The organism is Mucilaginibacter sp. (assembly GCF_039207105.1).
Taxonomy (GTDB): domain Bacteria; phylum Bacteroidota; class Bacteroidia; order Sphingobacteriales; family Sphingobacteriaceae; genus Mucilaginibacter.
In genome coordinates this window covers 101,171-120,013 of the sequence record NZ_JBCECK010000002.1, presented here as the reverse complement: position 1 = coordinate 120,013, position 18,843 = coordinate 101,171, and the positions used below count along the sequence as shown (strand labels likewise).

13 protein-coding genes and 1 tRNA gene are annotated in these 18,843 nt (G+C 41.6%); all 14 read left to right on the top strand.

Features of this window, described 5'->3' with window-relative positions; translation table 11 throughout:
• Window positions 1-603 precede the first annotated feature (603 nt).
• Window positions 604-3,711, top strand: coding sequence for a TonB-dependent receptor (locus AAGC65_RS01035; protein WP_343110542.1), 3,108 nt, complete (start codon window positions 604-606; stop codon window positions 3,709-3,711).
• Window positions 3,712-3,727: 16 nt separating this feature from the next.
• Complete coding sequence (locus AAGC65_RS01030; RefSeq protein ID WP_343110541.1) at window positions 3,728-5,071, top strand: RagB/SusD family nutrient uptake outer membrane protein; 1,344 nt, start codon at window positions 3,728-3,730, stop codon at window positions 5,069-5,071.
• 18 nt (window positions 5,072-5,089) lie between these two features.
• Window positions 5,090-5,977 carry a cyanophycinase gene (locus AAGC65_RS01025; protein ID WP_343110540.1) on the top strand — a complete coding sequence of 296 codons (888 nt, stop codon included), beginning with the start codon at window positions 5,090-5,092 and terminating at the stop codon, window positions 5,975-5,977.
• 15 nt (window positions 5,978-5,992) lie between these two features.
• Window positions 5,993-6,063: transfer RNA gene (locus tag AAGC65_RS01020), tRNA-Cys, on the top strand.
• A gap of 30 nt (window positions 6,064-6,093) precedes the next feature.
• Window positions 6,094-7,455: a DoxX family protein gene (locus tag AAGC65_RS01015; protein ID WP_343110539.1), complete on the top strand. Its 1,362-nt coding sequence runs from the start codon at window positions 6,094-6,096 to the stop codon at window positions 7,453-7,455.
• 24 nt (window positions 7,456-7,479) lie between these two features.
• Window positions 7,480-9,084 carry a hypothetical protein gene (locus tag AAGC65_RS01010; RefSeq protein ID WP_343110538.1) on the top strand — a complete coding sequence of 535 codons (1,605 nt, stop codon included), beginning with the start codon at window positions 7,480-7,482 and terminating at the stop codon, window positions 9,082-9,084.
• 44 nt (window positions 9,085-9,128) lie between these two features.
• Window positions 9,129-10,376 carry a putative sulfate exporter family transporter gene (locus AAGC65_RS01005; protein ID WP_343110537.1) on the top strand — a complete coding sequence of 416 codons (1,248 nt, stop codon included), beginning with the start codon at window positions 9,129-9,131 and terminating at the stop codon, window positions 10,374-10,376.
• Window positions 10,377-10,388: 12 nt separating this feature from the next.
• Complete coding sequence (locus tag AAGC65_RS01000) at window positions 10,389-11,006, top strand: cytochrome c (RefSeq protein WP_343110536.1); 618 nt, start codon at window positions 10,389-10,391, stop codon at window positions 11,004-11,006.
• Window position 11,007: 1 nt separating this feature from the next.
• Window positions 11,008-12,270, top strand: a complete 1,263-nt coding sequence (gene soxC, locus AAGC65_RS00995; protein WP_343110535.1) for a sulfite dehydrogenase — start codon at window positions 11,008-11,010, stop codon at window positions 12,268-12,270.
• Window positions 12,271-12,343: 73 nt separating this feature from the next.
• On the top strand, window positions 12,344-13,234 hold the full coding sequence (locus AAGC65_RS00990) for a helix-turn-helix domain-containing protein (protein ID WP_343110534.1): 891 nt from the start codon (window positions 12,344-12,346) through the stop codon (window positions 13,232-13,234).
• Window positions 13,235-13,464: 230 nt separating this feature from the next.
• The gene (locus AAGC65_RS00985) at window positions 13,465-14,052 is read left to right on the top strand and encodes a sigma-70 family RNA polymerase sigma factor (protein ID WP_343110533.1); all 588 of its coding nucleotides are present in this window, start codon (window positions 13,465-13,467) and stop codon (window positions 14,050-14,052) included.
• Window positions 14,053-14,116: 64 nt separating this feature from the next.
• The gene (locus tag AAGC65_RS00980) at window positions 14,117-15,109 is read left to right on the top strand and encodes a FecR domain-containing protein (RefSeq protein ID WP_343110532.1); all 993 of its coding nucleotides are present in this window, start codon (window positions 14,117-14,119) and stop codon (window positions 15,107-15,109) included.
• A gap of 51 nt (window positions 15,110-15,160) precedes the next feature.
• Window positions 15,161-18,448 carry a SusC/RagA family TonB-linked outer membrane protein gene (locus tag AAGC65_RS00975; protein ID WP_343110531.1) on the top strand — a complete coding sequence of 1,096 codons (3,288 nt, stop codon included), beginning with the start codon at window positions 15,161-15,163 and terminating at the stop codon, window positions 18,446-18,448.
• A gap of 29 nt (window positions 18,449-18,477) precedes the next feature.
• Window positions 18,478-18,843 (top strand): SusD/RagB family nutrient-binding outer membrane lipoprotein (locus tag AAGC65_RS00970; protein ID WP_343110530.1); only part of this gene is annotated, 366 nt, incomplete at its 3' end.

The window sequence follows — 18,843 nt, the reverse complement described above, 5'->3', positions numbered from 1 at the left end:
CCACCACCCCTGCACCACATCCATCCCCAAACCGTTCACGTTCATACTGAGCTAAACTCTCATGAGCGCCAATAAACAACTGATAAACAGGTTATTATTTGGGGACTTTAATCAGCATATTTTACATCAGTAGCATCATGTAGCTGCTGTCAAACTAAGATTAGGCTTTTTTATTGTAACAAATTCTATACAAATTAAATATATTTTATCTATAGATTTGGTAGTCTTTATCTATTTCATTATGTTTGTTATGTGAAAGCAAAAATCGAAGTAATGAAAACTTCTTCCTCAAAAAAATCATCGGTATATGTATCCGTTGAAGTAGCACAAAGTAATCTCCATGCTTTGATGCTATGCTGTTGTTGCCACTGAATTCAGCTTAAATAATTCCCTGTTAAATTCTTCTTATTATTAATGGAACAGCCTTAAAATAAGGCTTTAAGGATATACTATGAAAAAAATTATGATGATATAAAAAAGCCGGCAGGGGATACCCTACCGGCTAAAATTCCGGAAAGATCAGCTACGTAACGCCAATCACTCACTGACCTTCCATCAAGTTTTACCTAACATTTTACTATTAAAATAAAACCTGTTAAATATATGGAAATATATATCCATGCTAAATCATTTTATAAAAAGCTTGCAACGCTTCTCCTGATCTTTTCTGTCCCCATAATATCCCAAGCCCAGACAGAACAACCTCCAACTATCAATTCACATTTAAACGGTACTGTGTTAGACGCGGTTACGCATGAAGCTTTGCCCGGAGCAGCTGTATTGATTTTGGGTACAACACACTCTGTAGCAACAGATAAGGATGGCAAATTTTCTTTCGTTACCGGCCAAAAGTTTCCTTATACGCTTATCATAACCTATATAGGATATGATAAGCAAGAAGTTACCGCCAATGGTAGTCCTGTAACTATTTTACTAAAACAATCTGTAAGGGCACTTAATGATGTGGTGGTGGTTGGTTATGGTACACAAAGCCGAAAATCACTTACAGGATCTGTATCAACGGTTAGCGCCGATGAGGTAAGAAATAAGCCGGTTGCCAGTTTCGACCAGCAATTACAGGGTAAAGCTGCAGGTGTTCAGGTGTCGGCCGGCACAGGCATACCTGGCGACGGATTATTTTTCCGTATTCGTGGCAGTACATCAATCAATGCCGGTAACGATCCTTTATACGTTATTGACGGTGTATTTGTCAATAACCAATCCTTACAAAAAATAACTACTCAAGGCCAGGCTAATAATCCTTTGTCTGATATCAACCCTGCTGATATAGAGACCATAAGCATATTGAAAGATGCGGATGCCACAGCTATTTACGGTGCCCGCGCTGCCAATGGTGTAGTACTTATAACCACTAAGCGTGGTAAATACAATACCGCCCCTAAGGTAAGTTTAAATACCTATTTTGGTTGGGCTACTGCCCCTAAACTTTGGGATCTGGTGACCGGGCCTGAGCATGCAGAACTGGTAAATGAGTTATACAGAAACACGGAGTCTGATGCTCTCGCCGCAGGCAATACCACAGCAGCTAATACCTATAAATACCAACCATTTCGGGCATTAACCGATAACCCTACAGCTTTACCCGCTCCGAGAGGATTACCACAAGATCAGCCTACATTTGATCGTTTGCACGATGTTTTCCGAACCGGATTTCTTCAAAATTATGATGCATCAATATCGGGAGGAAATGATAAAACCAGGTATTACGTTGGCGGAGGTTTTAACAGCCAGCAGGCCGATCTGAAAACAAATGATTTTCAACGTGGGAGCTTCAAATTTAACCTCGATCAAAAAATAAGCAATGTATTCAGTATAGGTACCAGCACATTACTCTCACAAACGTACCGTACCAATGCCCGTGTAGGCGATGGCCCGCAGGGCGGTATTTTGCAGGCGGCACTGCACACCCCAACCTATTTGCCTAAGGTAAATGCCGATGGTAGCCCGGCAAAATGGGCTGGTTTTGATAACCTTGATGTGCTGATCAACAACACGAACATGCACTCCAAGAGTGACCGCTTAATTAGTAATATTTATGCCGATGCTAATATTACTCCCGATCTGAAATTCCGAACCAGCTGGAGTGTTGATTATAACACTTATAACGAATATCAGTACTGGAACAGTTTAACCAATCTGGGGGCGGCTAACCATAACCTCGGTACCTCAAGTATCAGCACCAATTCTATCTGGACAAATGAACAAACGCTTACTTATAATAAAGTTTTTGCCGATAAACATACTTTTAGCGCGTTGGTAGGTAACACCCTGCAGGGTAACGTAAATTCACAAACCTTTGCGCAGGGTACTAATTTTCCTAATGATTCCTTTCAGCAAATAGCCTCGGCAGCTACCACAACCGCCTCATCTACAGAAAATAAGTATAACCTGTCATCTTTCTTTTCAAGGGTGACTTACAACTACGCCGGAAAATATTTTATTGAAGGTAATTTCCGGGCAGATGCTTCTTCAAAATTTGGTAAAGACCATCGTTGGGGATATTTTCCATCCGCAGGTGTGGCCTGGCAGGCTAAAGAAGAGGATTTCCTGAAGAATGTAACGTTTTTAAGCAACCTGAAAGTACGTGGTAGTATCGGCTTAACCGGAAACCAGAACGGCATCAGCAATTTTGCTTCAAGAGGTTTGTGGGGGGCTGGATACAACTACCAGGATAATCCCGGCACACAGCCTTACCAGTTGGCCAACCCGGATTTGAAATGGGAAACTACGCGGCAAATAAATCTGGGTGTTGACGCGGGCTTCTTTAATAACCGCCTCAACTTTGATTTTAACGTATATGATAAATATACTACTGGTTTGTTGCTTAACCTGCCTCTGCCTCAAAGCTCTGGATTTGCAACCATTACCAAAAATGCCGGCGAAATGAGTAACAAAGGTTTTGAGTTGGCTATTAATAGCACCAACATCAAAACAAAAGATTTTAGCTGGCAAACAAGTTTCAATATATCGCACAACGCCAACAAGATCGAGAAACTGCCTATCCCGATAGATGCTTCTTATGCCGCTATCCGCATGGTACAAGGTTACTCCATGAACTCCTTTTATGTATATAAACAGCTGTATGTTGATCCGCAAACAGGCAATGCCATTTACCAACATGCAGACGGTACCAGCGGGCCTACAGTAACCGCTGCCGATAAGGTAATTGACGGCAATGGCCTGCCCAAGTTTTTTGGTGGATTGAATAACACTTTCAATTATAAAGGCTTTGACCTGAGCGTATTTTTCAATTTTGAAACCGGCAACAAGGTATACAACAATAACGCCTATTTTTTAGAGGGCGGGGGAACCCGTGACGACAGGCGGGCTATGGATACCTACCAGCTTAAACGCTGGCAAAAGCCCGGCGATATTACTGATGTCCCCCGTTTAACAGCATTAGGATCAAACTACACTTTAAGTCCGGTTAGCCGCTTTATTGAAGATGGGTCTTTTTTACGATTGAGCAATGTTAACCTGGGTTATACGCTGCCAAAAGCTGTTGCCGAAAGGATAAAAGCATCATCGGTACGGGTTTATTTCAGTGGATCAAACCTCTGGTTATGGACAAAATACAAAGGACCAGATCCGGAGATCAACGTAACTGCCGATCCTAATGTACAGGGATATGATCTTGGTACGCCTCCTATACCACGCACGCTGCAAATTGGCGCTAACGTTACCTTTTAATTTTTAATCAAACACAATGAAAAGATTGATATACATACTTCCATTTTTTGTGGTGCTTTCGTCATGCAAAAAATTTCTCGACGTGCAACCACAGCAACAGGTTGATGAATCATTGGCCATAACTGATGCAGGCAGCGCCGGAACAGCGGTTAATGGCATGTACAACAGCCTGGGAAATGATAGTTATTATGGTTCCAACTTTCCGGCTATTTCTTATTTGTATGGTAGTGATGTGGTGTGGACAGGTTCGCAATCGGCTCCGCAGGAAATCTCGGCACATAAAACAACTGCTTTTAATAGCTACATAGGCAATGCCTGGGGCGCCATCTATAAAACCATATTATCTGCTAATTATATTCTGGAGCAGATTCCTAAGGTAACTGATCCGTTATTTACTACAGCTACCAAAAACCAATACCTTGGCGAAGCTTATGCCACAAGGGCGCTATCATATTTTGATCTGGCGCGGGGTTGGGGTGGTGTTCAACTTATCCTGACCCCCACACATACACCGGCAGATCATGCAGGTATTAAACGCAGCAGCCTTGCCGATACTTACGCGCAGGTTTTAAAAGACCTTGACGCAGCCGAGGGTTTGTTGCCCGCGACAACTAATCGGAATCGCTTTACGCAAAAAACGGTATGGGCGCTTAAATCGCGGTTTTATTTGTATAACAAGCAATGGGACCTGGCCGAGCAATATGCCAGCAAGATCATCAGCGACAACGGCAATTATAATTTACTTAAACCATACAGTGCTTTTTTTGCCAATAATGCCGTGGCTACACCGGAGTCTGTATTTGAAATAGCCTATAGCACTTCATTTAAAAATGGGCACAGCGTATGGTTTTTACCTCCCGCATTAGGTGGCCGGAGAGAGTGGGCGCCTTCAAATACATTAGTATCACTACTTAACAACCCTGCAATTGGCGGTGGTAGAAGTGCTTTAATTACACAGACTGTGCCACCGGGTAATTTATGGTATGGTAAACTATACTATCGCAACCCTATAGGTACCGACCCGGCATATATTATTCGTGTGGCCGAAGTGTACCTGATCAGATCAGAGGCGCGAGCTCAGCAAGGAAATCTTAGTGGTGCTTTGGAGGATCTGAATGCTGTGCGGGACAGGTCTGGTGTTGCGCCAACAACCGCTACTTCGCAGGCTGATATATTGCTGGCACTTGAAGCGGAAAGACAGGTTGAGTTTCCGTTTGAAACAGATCGTTGGTTTAACCTGGTGCGCACCAACCGTGTAGCTGCTGTATTAGGTATTACCGATCAAACAAAATATTTATTCCCGGTACCGGCAAGTGAGCTATTGGCCGATCCCGACCTTACACCTAACCCAGGATATTAATCATTAAATCAAAATCACATGAAAAAGATTATCAGTTTATTATTCGCACTTTTTGTATTGACCAATGTCAATGCATTTGCCCAAAATACCGCGAACCCGGTAGGGCCTGAAAAAGGCTCATTAGTAATCGTGGGCGGCGGTAATGTTGGCCCCGAGATATGGGCCAGATTTGTAGAGCTTGCAGGTGGCCCTAATGCCAACATCATTTATGTACCAACCGCCGGTGATGATTCTACCGTTGTAAAAAACGATAAAACCGTAAAAAAACTACAGGAACTGGGTGTTAAAAGTGTAACCACGCTGCATACCCGCGATCCGAAAGTGGCCAATACCGAAAAATTTGTTGAACCTATCCGTAATGCTACCGGGGTTTGGTTTGAAGGCGGCCGCCAATGGAAAATTGCGGATGCCTACCTGGGGACACTTACGCAAAAAGAGTTTAACGCGCTGCTTAACCGCGGGGGCGTAATTGGCGGTACATCTGCCGGGGCAACTATTCAAGGCTCATACCTTTTCCGTGGCGATACCAAAGGTAATACCGTATTGGTAGGTGATCATGTTCAGGGTCTGGATTTTATTCATAATGTGGCTATTGATCAGCATATTTTAAAACGCAACCGTCAGTTTGATCTGCTGAGTTTTATCAAAACCCGCCCGGATCTGTTGGGTATCGGTATAGATGAGAGCACAGCTATTGTGGTTCATCAAAATACTTTTGAGGTAATAGGGGTATCATATGTAGCTATTTATGATGCCAAAAACTTCGCCGGAACAGTTAAAAACCCGGCAGGTGATTCGGGCAATAACGGGCCATTTTTTTACCTGAAAAAAGGCGAAAAGTTTGATCTGCTGAACAGGAAAGCATTGTTGCCTGCTCCTCCATCAACCAAAACAGCAAGTAATTAATTCAAGGACTTAAAAAGCCGGGTGACTGAGTGGCTAAGTGCGGGTCTGCAAAACCCTTTACGGCAGTTCGAACCTGCCCCCGGCGTCATCAATCACCATAGCAAAACATTAAAACCATGAACGCATTAAAAGGATCATTATCAAATGATGAATGGAAAGGATATGAAAAATGGGCTTTTCGTATTTTTGCCATCTATTTCTTTATCCAATCCGTTCCGCTTGATTGGAAATTCTATCGTAACCTTTTTTCCATCAACTGGCTGCATTTGCGCTTCAGCGATATATTTTATATCAGCCGTTATACGCCGCAGCTATTTACCCAGGCTCCATCAACCGGATGGGGGATAAGCAACTATGCCGACTGGTTGGCAATTTGGGGTATAGCAATCATAGGTGCAGTAATTTGGGCCTATCGTGATAAAAATATAAAAAACTATGACCGGTTATATTACTGGATACGGGTTATTGTTCGTTATAGGTTAGCTATTGGTATTATAGCCTATGGCTTTATTAAATTTTTTCCGCTGCAATCACCATATCCTTCAATCAGTAATTTGAACACGCACTACGGCGAGTTTAGCCGTTGGAAATTATTTTCGCTAAGCCTCGGCATAGTGCCCAATTACGAAGCGTTTTTAGGCCTGGTAGAAATACTGGCTGGTTCATTATTGCTTTTTCGTAAAACATCTACCATAGGAGCATTAATGGTAGCGGTGTTCACGGGCAATGTATTTATGTCAAACCTGGCATATGAAGGTGGTGAAGCTCCTTATAGTTTGTATCTGATAATATTGGCTCTGTTTTTATTGACCTTTGATGCTATACGCTTGTTTGTACTGGTTGGTTTGGAAAGACCGGTACAACCCAACCGCTTTAAAATTATGTTTTCGGGAAAATGGCAGCGTAGCAGGCTGGTTTTAAAAACACTGTTCATCTTCTTTTTTGTGGTTTTATATGGATATAAAACTTGGTCGGCCTATCATCATGATGTATACCAATATCCGCAAACCTCGGGTTTAAAAGATGCTGCGGGATTGTATGATGTAAGCGAATTTAAGCGCAACAGCTCGGCATTGCCTTATTCGGCGACCGACACCAACCGCTGGAAAAATGTGGTGTTTGAAAAATGGGCTACACTCAGTATTGGCACCAATAAAGCTATAAAAATAGATTCGGCTGTTATCGAGGAGATCAATGATAAAGATGCTGACCGTAGTTATGAGGAAGCGGGATCTATTGGCAGGCAATACTATAGCTATCAGGTTGATGAGGTCAATCACCAACTGATCCTGCAAAATAAAAATCACAACTACCCTCATGATAAGCTGGTGTTGAACTATACCAGGCCTGATAATTCAAAACTGATACTATCTGGCGTTGATGGCCGGGATACGGTATATGCTGTTTTGAGCAAGATCAATAAAAAGTATTTGCTGGAAGAAGCCGCCAGCGGACGCAATAAGGCTATTAAACTTTGATAATCACTATTAAAAGAATTTATCATGTCAGCAGAAATTCATTCCGATATTATAAAAGCACAGCAAGCGTCCGACCGGGATCAACCTGCTGAAGCGGTTGCAAATGAGCAGGTGGTTAAAATATGGAAGCCATATCAAAAAGTACTATTTCGCATAGCATTTGTGTTTTTTGTGTTGATGAGCATCCCCATGACCGGCGAGTGGTATAAAAACATCGTAGGTATTAACTGGCTGCATCTGCACTATCGCGATCTGTATGATATCGCCCGTTTCCAGCCATCGCTGGTGAGGTTTCAAACCCCGGCGTACAATTTAATGGGCTATGCCGATTGGTTAGCTGTATTGGCGGTTGGAATTGCAGGTGGCTTAATATGGACGGCAATTGACCGCGGAAAAACTAAGAATTACCAAACGCTGTATTACTGGTTAAGAGTAATAGTAAGATACCGTGCCGGGATAGGTATCATTGGCTTTGGTTTTACTAAGTTATTCCCGGTGCAATTGCCATATCCGTCGTTAGGGTTATTAAACACTAATTTTGGCGATCTCACAGCTCAAAAAATTTACTGGTTATCGATAGGTATCGTTCCCTGGTACCAGGTATTTGCCGGTGTGGTTGAGGTGTTGGCCGGTGCGCTGTTATTTTTCAGGAAAACCACTTTGCTGGGCGCTATATTGCTGTTTGGCGCTTTGGGCGATATTACCTTCGTGAATTTCTCCTACGATGGTGGCGTGCATGTATACGCATCATACTTTGTGCTGTTCGCGGCGTTTCTGATTATTTATGATGTGCCTAAGTTGTACAATCTGCTTATACTGGAGCGATACACGGTATCGAATAACTTTTATCCGGTAATCTCTCAAAAATGGTTAAAATATACCCGTGTTATTTTAAAGGTAGCAACCATCTGGATTTTTCTGGTTGTGCTATTTTATATTCAGTATATCAATTTCAGGTATGACCCATACAAGCAGCCTGCAGCAAAAGGGGTAAAGGAGTTAAGGGGAAATTATAATGTAACTACCTTCAAGATCAATAATCAGGAGATACCGTATTCGCCGCTGGATTCTGTACGGTGGAGTGAGGCAACTTTTGAAAACTGGTCGACCTTAACCTTTAAAGTGAACAGACCTGTACCGCTTGATCTGTCGAACGGAGGCGGTTCGCCCATGCGCGATATTAACCGCACGTTTGAACTTACGGGTGTGGGCGGCGGCCAGCATGTATTTTATTACCAAGCCGATACGGTGAACCATGTACTTTATCTACAGGATAAATATGTAGCATCTAACCGTAGGGCAAAAGGAAAAGGCAAAGCCGGTGAGAAACCAAAAGCTAAGAGTGATAAAAAAGACTGGATACCTAAAGAAGCGCGAGCTCACATTCAGGATGAATATGCAGCTATTGACCCTATTGCTCGTTCAGCACGACGTGAAAGAGGTATCCCTGAAGAGTTGAAAGACAAACGCAAACGTAACCGCATGATACTGAGCTATAGTACTACAGACGGTAACCGCATTATTTTAACAGGCATTAACGAACGCAAGGATTCCATTTATGTAGTACTTGACAAAGTGAATAGGCAATATGCTTTAAAACATAGTAAATTGCAGGCAGGCAAGTATTAATGCCGCCAATTGATTAGCCACCAAAATCATATCTTATATAAATTATGTCATCTAAATTAACCTTACACGAAGATTGGGCCGTTGTTATCCTGGGTTCGCTGATCATTTTGCTTAGTATCGGCGGCCTGATATTATCAGTCCCGGTATTCAACTGGAGTAATTCCGAACAACTTTTTGCAAATGTTTTGAAGGCCGGTAACCTGGCCAGTATTGGTATCCAATTCCTGTTTGTTTTTGTAATTGCCGCTATTGGGGCTTTACTTATGGGTAAGCCACTGAAAAACTTTTTAGTAATGTTTCCGGTAGTTTATGTGCTTACTATTTTCGCGCTCATTATCGCCGGTAACAAACAAATAAAATATTACGGGTTAGAGGCCGTGATATTTAGTTTGGCGATAGGTCTTGTTATCGGCAACTTTTTTAAACTGCCCGATTGGTTTAAATCAGCCTTATCAACAGAGCTTTATGTAAAAATAGGTTTGGTGCTATTGGGTACCAGTGTTATTTTCTCGGATATACTAAAAGCAGGTTCGCTGGGCTTGATACAAGCCTTACTGGTAGTTACCTCCGTTTGGTACTTTGCCTTTTGGGTATGCAAAAAGCTCAAGGTTGATGATGAAATAGCTATGATGATATCAAGCGCGGTATCCATCTGCGGTGTATCCGCAGCAATAGCAACTGCTGGAGCTATCAAGGGCGACTCTAAAAAACTATCCTATGTAATATCAATGGTGCTGATTACCGCTGTACCCATGATGATATTTATGCCTATGATAGCTCATTATTTCCATTTTAAGGAAGAGGTAACAGGAGCTTGGCTTGGCGGTAGTATAGATACCACTGGTGCTGTAGTGGCCTCAGGATCATTAGTGGGCGATGTGGCTTTGAAGATAAGTACCATTGTTAAATTCTCGCAAAATGTACTTTTAGGACTGGCGGCCTTTGCCATCTCCATTTACTGGACATATACCAAGCACCCGGCCGGCAGTGATCCTGATAAAAAACCAACCCTGAAAGTGATCTGGGAGCGTTTCCCCAAATTTGTATTGGGTTTTATTGGCGCTTCGTTGTTGTTTTCCTTTTTTGTTTCGGCAGAAACAGGGGCCCATATCAAGGATAGCCTTAAAAATTTACAGGGCTTGTGGTTTGCATTAGCTTTCACCAGCATTGGATTGGAAACCAACTTTAAGGAGTTATTTGGTGAGAACAGCAAAAAGCCGTTGTACGCGTTTTTGATAGCTCAAACCTTTAATATTTTTATTACGCTGGCTATCGCCTTTATTTTATTCTGATCGAATTGATCTATGCTCAAGTCATTCAATATTGATAATAAGTACTTAGCCATTGTTTTAGGCGTGCTCATTATAATGGTACTTGGTGCATATAGTTATAACGGAGAAGCAGGGAAACCTGCTTCTTTTATAAATGCCGATACCACAGCATGGCCAGCCAGTTTTGGTTTCGGTAAGCCGGCATCACCACAGCAAATTGCCGCGCAGGATATTGATGTACGGCCCGATGGACTTGGTTTGCCTTTGGGATCAGGCACGGTTGCTCAGGGTAAAGCTATTTATGCTATGAAATGTGTTGCCTGCCACGGTTCAGCCGAAAAAGTTGTTGCAGGGGCTAAACTACCTGCCCCGGTTTTGGTAAGCGATAGCACATCTAAAGTAAAAGCTATAGGTAATTATTGGCCCTATGCCAGTACCGTGTTTGATTATATACGCCGGTCTATGCCTTATAATTTACCGGGGTCATTAACAGATAATGAAGTATATAGCTTAACTGCTTACTTGTTAAATAGCAATAAGATCATTAAACCTGATGCTGTGCTTAATGCACAAACGTTGCCACAGGTTATAATGCCCGCTCAGAAATTATTTATAACTGACGACAGGCGGGGAGGCCCGGAAGTACGCTGATATGGAAAAGACAGGAAAAGAAAATAACGACCATGAATCGTTTATTCATAAAAAAATAAGCCGCAGGCTATTGTTGGGTGGTGCCGCGACTACTGCCATTGTAGCCATGCAATCGTCGTTAGGGAAGTGGATACAGGTAGCGGCTCAGCAGCCGGTGATAAAATTAGACGATCCAACCAAAAAAATAGGGCCGGGGCCCAGTGGGGTTGGTAAACGATCTCCTTTTGAACAGCCACTGCGCATTAAATCAGACACTTCATCGCGTACACCGTTGCAGGATCTGTACAGTTCGCTCACACCATCAGATTTGCATTATGAACGGCATCATGCAGGAGTTCCGTTAATTAGCCCGGATAAATACGAGTTGCTGATACATGGCATGGTTGATAAACCAATGGTATTTACCCTGGCCGATCTAAAAAGGTTTCCATCGGTAACGCGTACCTGTTTTTTGGAATGTTCCGGTAATTTCCGGTCGGGTAAAGAAAACATGACACCGCAGGAGATATGCGGGTTAACCAGTCAGAGTGAGTGGACGGGAGTAATGTTGTCAACGCTGTTCAGGGAAATAGGGGTTCAACCCAAAGCCACCTGGTTTTTGGCCGAAGGTTCAGATGCCGCGGTAATGACCCGAAGTATACCGGTTAAAAAAGGCTTTGATGATGCCATGATCGTGTATGCTCAAAATGGGGAAGCAATCCGCCCGGAGCAGGGCTATCCTGCCCGGTTACTTTTGCCTGGCTGGGAAGGGAATACCTGCGTGAAATGGATCCGCAGAATTGAACTGGCCGATGAACCTTTTATGACACGTGAGGAAACATCCAAATATACTTACCCGGTAAAGGACAGGATACGGCAGTTTAGTTTTGAAATGGATGCACGATCTATCATTACCTATCCGGCATATCCAGGGCATTTAGAAAGGGGATGGGTAGAGATCAGAGGTATTGCCTGGACTGGCCGGGGGAAGATTGTAAGGGTTGAGGTTAGTACTGATGCCGGTGAAACATGGAACGTAGCCCGTTTGCAGGAGCCTGTGTTAGATAAAGCCCATACTTATTTCCGGTACTTATGGCAATGGACTGGTGGTGAAACTGAGATCATGAGCCGGGCCATTGATGAAACAAATTATATACAACCCACGCTACGCCAATTGGTTGATGCCCGCGGAGCTGATATAGGAGGCTATCATATGAACCCCATCACCGCATGGCAAATAAAACAGGATGGGAGGGTTTTATTTAAACCAGAAAGCTGGAAATAAAATTCAAAATTACAATTAGAATATATAAATGACCTTTTGGTCAGTTAAATTTGTTTGGTATTATTACTATGATATGAAACATTTTAAAACTTTGACAGAAATGCATCGGGCTAACGGGTTTCCGCTTCCGGAAAACCCCATGATCAATCTGATACATTGCAAGGGTACTTGCAGCATTACCGAAAGGGAATTTACTTCAGATTTCTTCATGATCGGTTTTAAAAAGTTAAAATCTGGTGTAATGATGTACGGGCGTACCAAATATGACCATGACCACGGCTCCATGTCGTTTATTAAACCCAGGCAGGTTATTCAAATGCAAAACCTGGAGTTTGAAGAAGATGGTTTTATGATATTGATTCATGAAGATTTTTTAATTGGCCATAACCTGCATTCGGATATTAAAAAATATGGCTATTTTGATTATGAGGCAAATGAAGCGCTGCATCTTTCACCCCGGGAAGAAGAGATTGTTTGGGAGCTGTTCCGCAAAATAGACCTGGAAATATATAATAACCAGGATGAGTACAGCCGTGAAATTATATTAGCTCATATAGATTCCATATTAAAATACGCGCAGCGTTTTTATAAAAGGCAGTTCATCAACAGGCAGCAAGTATCCGGCAAAACAGTCTCCAAATTTGATTCGGCATTAAAAGAATATTTTAAAAATGGCAGCCTGCATACCAATGGTTTGCCATCGGTACAGCTTCTGGCCAACCAATTGAATATTTCTCCGCGCTATCTAAGCGATCTGCTTAAACAGGAATCGGGCAAAACCGCTTTGGAGCTTATTCATATATATACGATATCAGAAGCAAAGAATTTGCTGAAAGTGGCCGATCAGTCAGTAGCCGAAATTGCTTATACGCTGGGGTTTGAAAACCCTCCCTATTTTTCCCGCCTTTTTAAAAAAGAAGTGGGTGTCAGCCCGAATCAGTTTAAAAAACAGATGGTGAATTAGATTTTACAGAAACCGATGTAAACATAAGATCGGTGAAATTTATTGATGTTTTTTAGAAACTATTTGACTTTGAAGTTATTGTGAGTTTAAGGTTATTTATGTATGAAAACAGATAGATAATTGCTTGGTCATCTAAAAGTCAGCAATATATTAGCACTTATATAATTCATTAAAACTTCATATTCGCTCATGAATTTACGATCCTCAATTATTCTTTGTGATCGTAATTTATGTTGTCCGTGCGTGGTGAAAAGGAGCTTTTACACAATTTGAAACAAGGCAGGCATGCTGCTTTTAATACAATTTATGATTTATACAGTAAGCAATTGTATACTTACCTGTTGCATAAACTAACAGACCCCGATTTGTGCAGTGATGTATTGCAGGATCTCTTTACAAGTTTATGGGAAAAGCGAGCGGCAATAGAAATAGATACTTCTTTGAAGGCTTACCTGTATCAATCTGCACGGTATAAGATATTTGACGTATATCGTAATCATAAAAAGTTTCAAAAGTACCTTACAGAACTCGCCGGTTATATGGATGCCGATTATTCATTAATGGGGGATACTCTTGATCATCGGAAAAAACTGGCCGAAACGATGGAGAGTATTAATAAAATGCCGGGAAGGATGAAGGAAATTTTTATCCTGAACAAAATTGATCAGCAACCTATTCAGGATATAGCTACCCGTTTAAATATATCCAAGCAAACAGTTAAAAATCAGTTGGGTAAGGCCTTGCATGCCCTCCGGATAAATTATTCGGGCTTAGATACGCTTGTTCTGGTTTTTTTAGCCTTATTACTAAAAAAATAATTTTTTTAAATTTTGGATGGTACTTTTTTGATAGTTCGCCGACTACCTATCAAAACCACCCAATTTGGATAACCGCGAATTAAAGAAACTGCTGCTTAAATACCAGCAGGGTACTACATCTCAACATGAAAATGATGCCCTGGAGCAATGGCTCGACCGTGTAAAAAACACAGATAAGGCACATTTTGATAATGAGTTGATTGAGCAGCAGTTAACCAAAACAAAAGCTAAAATTGATGCGCGCATCAATCGTCCGGTTACTTTTTATCGTCATTTAATAATCAAGCTTGCAGCTGCCGCCGCAATATTATTATTTTCAGTGTTCGCTGCTGTTTTTTTACTATCAAAACGACATAACGCTAATGAAAAACTGGCAGTACAACCACCTGTTGAGCACCAAATAAGTAAAGGATGGGTTTTTTGGAAAACGGCAAAAGGTACAAGGCAAACCATTAAATTAGCTGATGGCAGCGTTATTGTCCTTAACGCGTCGAGCAGGTTACATTATCCCCAAAAGTTTACAGGTCATAAGCGGCCTGTTTATTTAGATGAGGGCGAAGCCCTTTTTACAGTAGCCAAAGATAAAGAAAGTCCCTTTACAGTTTATACAGCTAAGTTTGCTACTACCGCCTTAGGCACGGCATTCAATATCCGTAGTTATCAAAAAGAAAGCAAGGTATCCATATCGCTTATTCACGGTAAAATAGCGGTGCAGGATATGCACGCATCAAAAAAGGTGCAAGCTATCAGGATCTTGTTACCACACCAGCAGTTAGTGGCCGATCTGCATAGCATCAAAAGTACCAGTTTTAATGATGAGACAGCTGTAACCGGCTGGGTTAATGGCTTATTGTCGTTCAAAGATGCCTCTATGGCCGAAGTATTTAATGGCATCGAAAACCGCTTCGGGGTATCTATCATTAACCACAGCAAACATACTGATTGGAGCTACACAGGGATATTTAAAACAGAGCCCCTTGAGGAGGTATTGCAAACTATTTGCCTTACCGAAAATATTAATTACAGCATCACCAATAATGAGATCACCATATACTAATTATATAAACAAATAATGAAACCAACACTACATTTTCTAAAAATCTGCAGTATGGCCGCTTTGCTCGTTGCACCAACGGGTATTATAGCGCAGCCTGTAAAATCTGCAACCGCTACTCAGCAGGATATTACACTGAGTATGAACGTAAACAACCAACCGGTTGAAACCGTATTGGCAAGCCTGGGCCGTAAGGCGGGCTTAAATATATATTTTGACAGAAATGAGCTTAACAGCGATAAACTTGTATCTATCAAATGTACAAACCTTTCAATTAAAGATATATTGACAGATATCTCTGATCAAACTGGTTTGAATTTTTCAGTTGTAAGCAATAAACTGATTGTTTCCAAAACAGAAACGGACGTAGCAATAGCAAAAATCAGCGGTATTGTTAAAGATAATACCGGCGAAACACTGGTTGGTGTGAGCGTACATATTAAAGGTACCACTACCGGTGGCCAGACAGATGCTACCGGTAAGTTTTCCATTGATGCCAAACCCGGTGATGTTTTGGTATTTACTTATATAGGCTATACCACCCAGGAAATAACGGTTGGCAACACGCCTGTAATTAATGTTACTTTAGCCAGCGATTCTAAAAATTTACAAGAGGTTGTAGTAACGGCACTCGGTATTAAACGTGAGTCAAAATCGTTGACCTATGGTGTACAAACCGTTAGCGGGGCTCAGTTGACCAACGTACCTGATGCCAGCTTGGTTAACAGCCTTTCGGGTAAAGTAGCGGGTGCGCAGATCACCCGTAGCTCGTCGGGCGTGGGTGGTTCAACTAAAGTTGTTTTGCGTGGTAACAAATCTATCAATGGCGATAACAACGCGTTATATGTTATTGATGGTATCCCGATGCCGCGCAACGTAAGCGCTCAGTTACCTAACGTGTTTGGTGGTCAGGATAGAGGTGATGCTATCGAAAACCTTAACCCGGACGATGTAGAAAGTATCAGCGTACTGCCGGGCTCTGCATCAGCAGCTTTATATGGTAGCCAGGGTGCCAATGGTGTTATCCTGATAACAACCAAAAAAGGTTTGGCCGGTAAAACAACCATCAATTTTTCGTCAAACACAACTTTCGACAAACCTTTCGAACTGCCTAAGTTTCAAAATACCTATGGTGAAACCACAGTAGACCAAAGCGGCAACCCGGTAACATTCTCTCCGCAAAGCTGGGGAGCTAAGTTATCATCGCCAAGTACTTTTGATCCAAGCTCGTTTTACAATACCGGTAAAACCTATATCAACTCCTTATCGGTACAAACAGGAACACAGGCCAATCAAACCTACTTCTCATTTCAAAGCACCAATTCATCAGGTGTTATACCTAACAACGATCTGAATAAATACAATTTCAGCGTGCGTAACTCAAGCCAGTTTTTAAATAATAAATTAACGCTTGATGTATCTGCCAACTACATATCGCAAAATGTAAATAACAGGCCATTTCAGGGATTTTATTATAATCCGCTGGTGTCATTATATACTTTTCCAAGAGGGGTAGATTTTAGCCAGTACAAAAATAACTTTGAGGTTTATGACCCGGTAAGGAATTTAAAAACGCAGAACTGGCCATATGCAGAAAGCGACATGGCTACCCAAAACCCTTATTGGATAGTTAACCGTAACAACAACCAGGATCGTTTAAACCGTATATTGGGTACTGTTAGCTTAAAATATACCATTAATGATTGGATCAACGTACAGGGCCGTATCAAGGTTGACCGTACCAACGAAACTTATGAAGCCGAGCGTTACGCATCAACCATTGGTGTATTGGCAGGTGATAAAGGTGGTTACCAATACAACCCATCAAACGTAACACAAACTTATGGGGATGTTATTGTTAACATTAATAAAGCCTTATCAAAAAAGTTCACTCTTACAGCTAACGTAGGTGCAAGCATTCAAAACAACCAAACCCAGGGATCAAATATTGATGGTTACCTGTTAAATTTCGCTAACGTATTTTCGATATCAAATATTGATTACAGCAGGTTTTTCCCTACTCAATACGCAGATCGTCAGCAAACACAATCAGTTTTTGGTACAGCAAGTTTAGGATATGATGGTATGGTTTATTTGGATGTTACCGGCAGAAATGACTGGGATTCAAGCCTGGCCTTTACATCACAAAACCATTTCTTCTATCCTGCAGTTGGTTTAAACGTAGTGTTAACTAAACTGTTTAAATTACCGGAGGCCGTAACGTTTGCCAAATTAAGGGCTAACTTAACTAATGTAGGCAGCGGCGCCAGTGCAATTCCTTATGCAACAAACCCAACTTACCCGGTTAACAACGGTACTACTAATGCTATTGGCGCGGCTCCTTTCACCAACTTACAGCCTCAAAAAACCAGATCATATGAAATTGGTTTAGATAGCCGTTTTTTAGATGATAATTTGAGCTTAACTGTAAACGTATACAAATCATTCAGTAAAAACCAGATCTATACCATTGCGGTAAGCCCTACAACCGGTTTCAGCAGCTACTACTTTAATGGTGGTAATTTAATGAATAAGGGTATAGAAGCAAACTTAGGTTATAATGCCAAATTCGGTAGCTTTAACTGGAAACCAAGCATTAACTTTTCTTTAAACAGAAACAAGATACTTGATGTATTAGAATACAAAGATCCGGCTACAGGTCAGCAAACCAGCCTGCCATACGTAAACCTTTCAACCGATGTGTTTAATTTACGTGTTCAAAAAGGTGGTTCATTTGGCGATATGTATGCTAACGCGGCAGAAAAAGACGCTAACGGTAACTACATAACCGATGCTAACGGATTACCTGTACGCTCAAGCGATTTTACTAAAATAGGTAACTACAACCCAAGTTTCCTTGCCGGTTTTCAAAATGAGTTTAACTATAAAAACTTTCATTTAAGCTTTTTAGTTGATGGTAGGTTTGGCGGCCAGGTAGTATCACTTACCCAGGCTGTGCTTGACCAGTATGGCGTTTCTGCAGCATCAGGTAAGGCTCGTGACAATGGTGGTGTAGTGGTTAATGGTAAAAAAGTTGATGCCCAGGCTTATTACTCAACAGTAGGCGGTCGTAACGCTATCGCGTCTGAATATGTATACAGCGCAACTAATATCCGCTTACGCGAATTGGTTTTTGGTTACACACTTCCCGGAACGTTTTTGAATAACAAAGTAAAAAATGTTGGATTATCTGTAATTGCCAGAAACCTTTGGATGATCAAAGATAACGCGCCGTTTGATCCGGATGTTGCTTTGTCAACCACCAACGGATTACAGGGCCTTGATGTGTTTAACCTGCCTTCATTAAGAAGCATTGGTTTCAAAGTAAGTGCTCAGTTCTAATTCATTTATCATCCAAATTGACAACAAACATGAAATTAAGATATAACAATATAAAGCTTTGGCTGGGTTTAAGCCTTAGTGGTTTGGCTTTGGTACTGAGCCAGACATCTTGTACCAAAAATTTTGAAAAGTACAATACCAATAAATATAATGCTACAGACTCCTTGCTGAATATTGATGGAGAGGGCATTGGTACATTTATGATACCTATGCAGCTGGCTATTTTCAGCACAACAAACTATCTGTATCAATTGCAGGAAAACTTAAATGGTGATGTTTTCTCGGGCTTTATGATGTCTGGCGATCCGTTTAACGGCGGGGTAAATAATACTAACTATGGGTTGGTGCCGTCATGGAATACAGGCCCGTTCAATGTTGGTTTTCAGAGTATCATG

Excerpts from the sequence above, each read along its gene's own strand:
- AAGC65_RS01015 (WP_343110539.1), top strand. The coding sequence starts at position 6,094 with ATGAACGCATTAAAAGGATCATTATCAAATGATGAATGGAAAGGATAT.
- AAGC65_RS01000 (WP_343110536.1), top strand. The coding sequence starts at position 10,389 with ATGCTCAAGTCATTCAATATTGATAATAAGTACTTAGCCATTGTTTTA.
- AAGC65_RS01025 (WP_343110540.1), top strand. The coding sequence starts at position 5,090 with ATGAAAAAGATTATCAGTTTATTATTCGCACTTTTTGTATTGACCAAT.
- AAGC65_RS00985 (WP_343110533.1), top strand. The coding sequence starts at position 13,465 with ATGTTGTCCGTGCGTGGTGAAAAGGAGCTTTTACACAATTTGAAACAA.
- AAGC65_RS01010 (WP_343110538.1), top strand. The coding sequence starts at position 7,480 with ATGTCAGCAGAAATTCATTCCGATATTATAAAAGCACAGCAAGCGTCC.
- soxC (WP_343110535.1), top strand. The coding sequence starts at position 11,008 with ATGGAAAAGACAGGAAAAGAAAATAACGACCATGAATCGTTTATTCAT.
- AAGC65_RS00975 (WP_343110531.1), top strand. The coding sequence starts at position 15,161 with ATGGCCGCTTTGCTCGTTGCACCAACGGGTATTATAGCGCAGCCTGTA.
- AAGC65_RS01030 (WP_343110541.1), top strand. The coding sequence starts at position 3,728 with ATGAAAAGATTGATATACATACTTCCATTTTTTGTGGTGCTTTCGTCA.
- AAGC65_RS01005 (WP_343110537.1), top strand. The coding sequence starts at position 9,129 with ATGTCATCTAAATTAACCTTACACGAAGATTGGGCCGTTGTTATCCTG.
- AAGC65_RS01035 (WP_343110542.1), top strand. The coding sequence starts at position 604 with ATGGAAATATATATCCATGCTAAATCATTTTATAAAAAGCTTGCAACG.
- AAGC65_RS00990 (WP_343110534.1), top strand. The coding sequence starts at position 12,344 with ATGAAACATTTTAAAACTTTGACAGAAATGCATCGGGCTAACGGGTTT.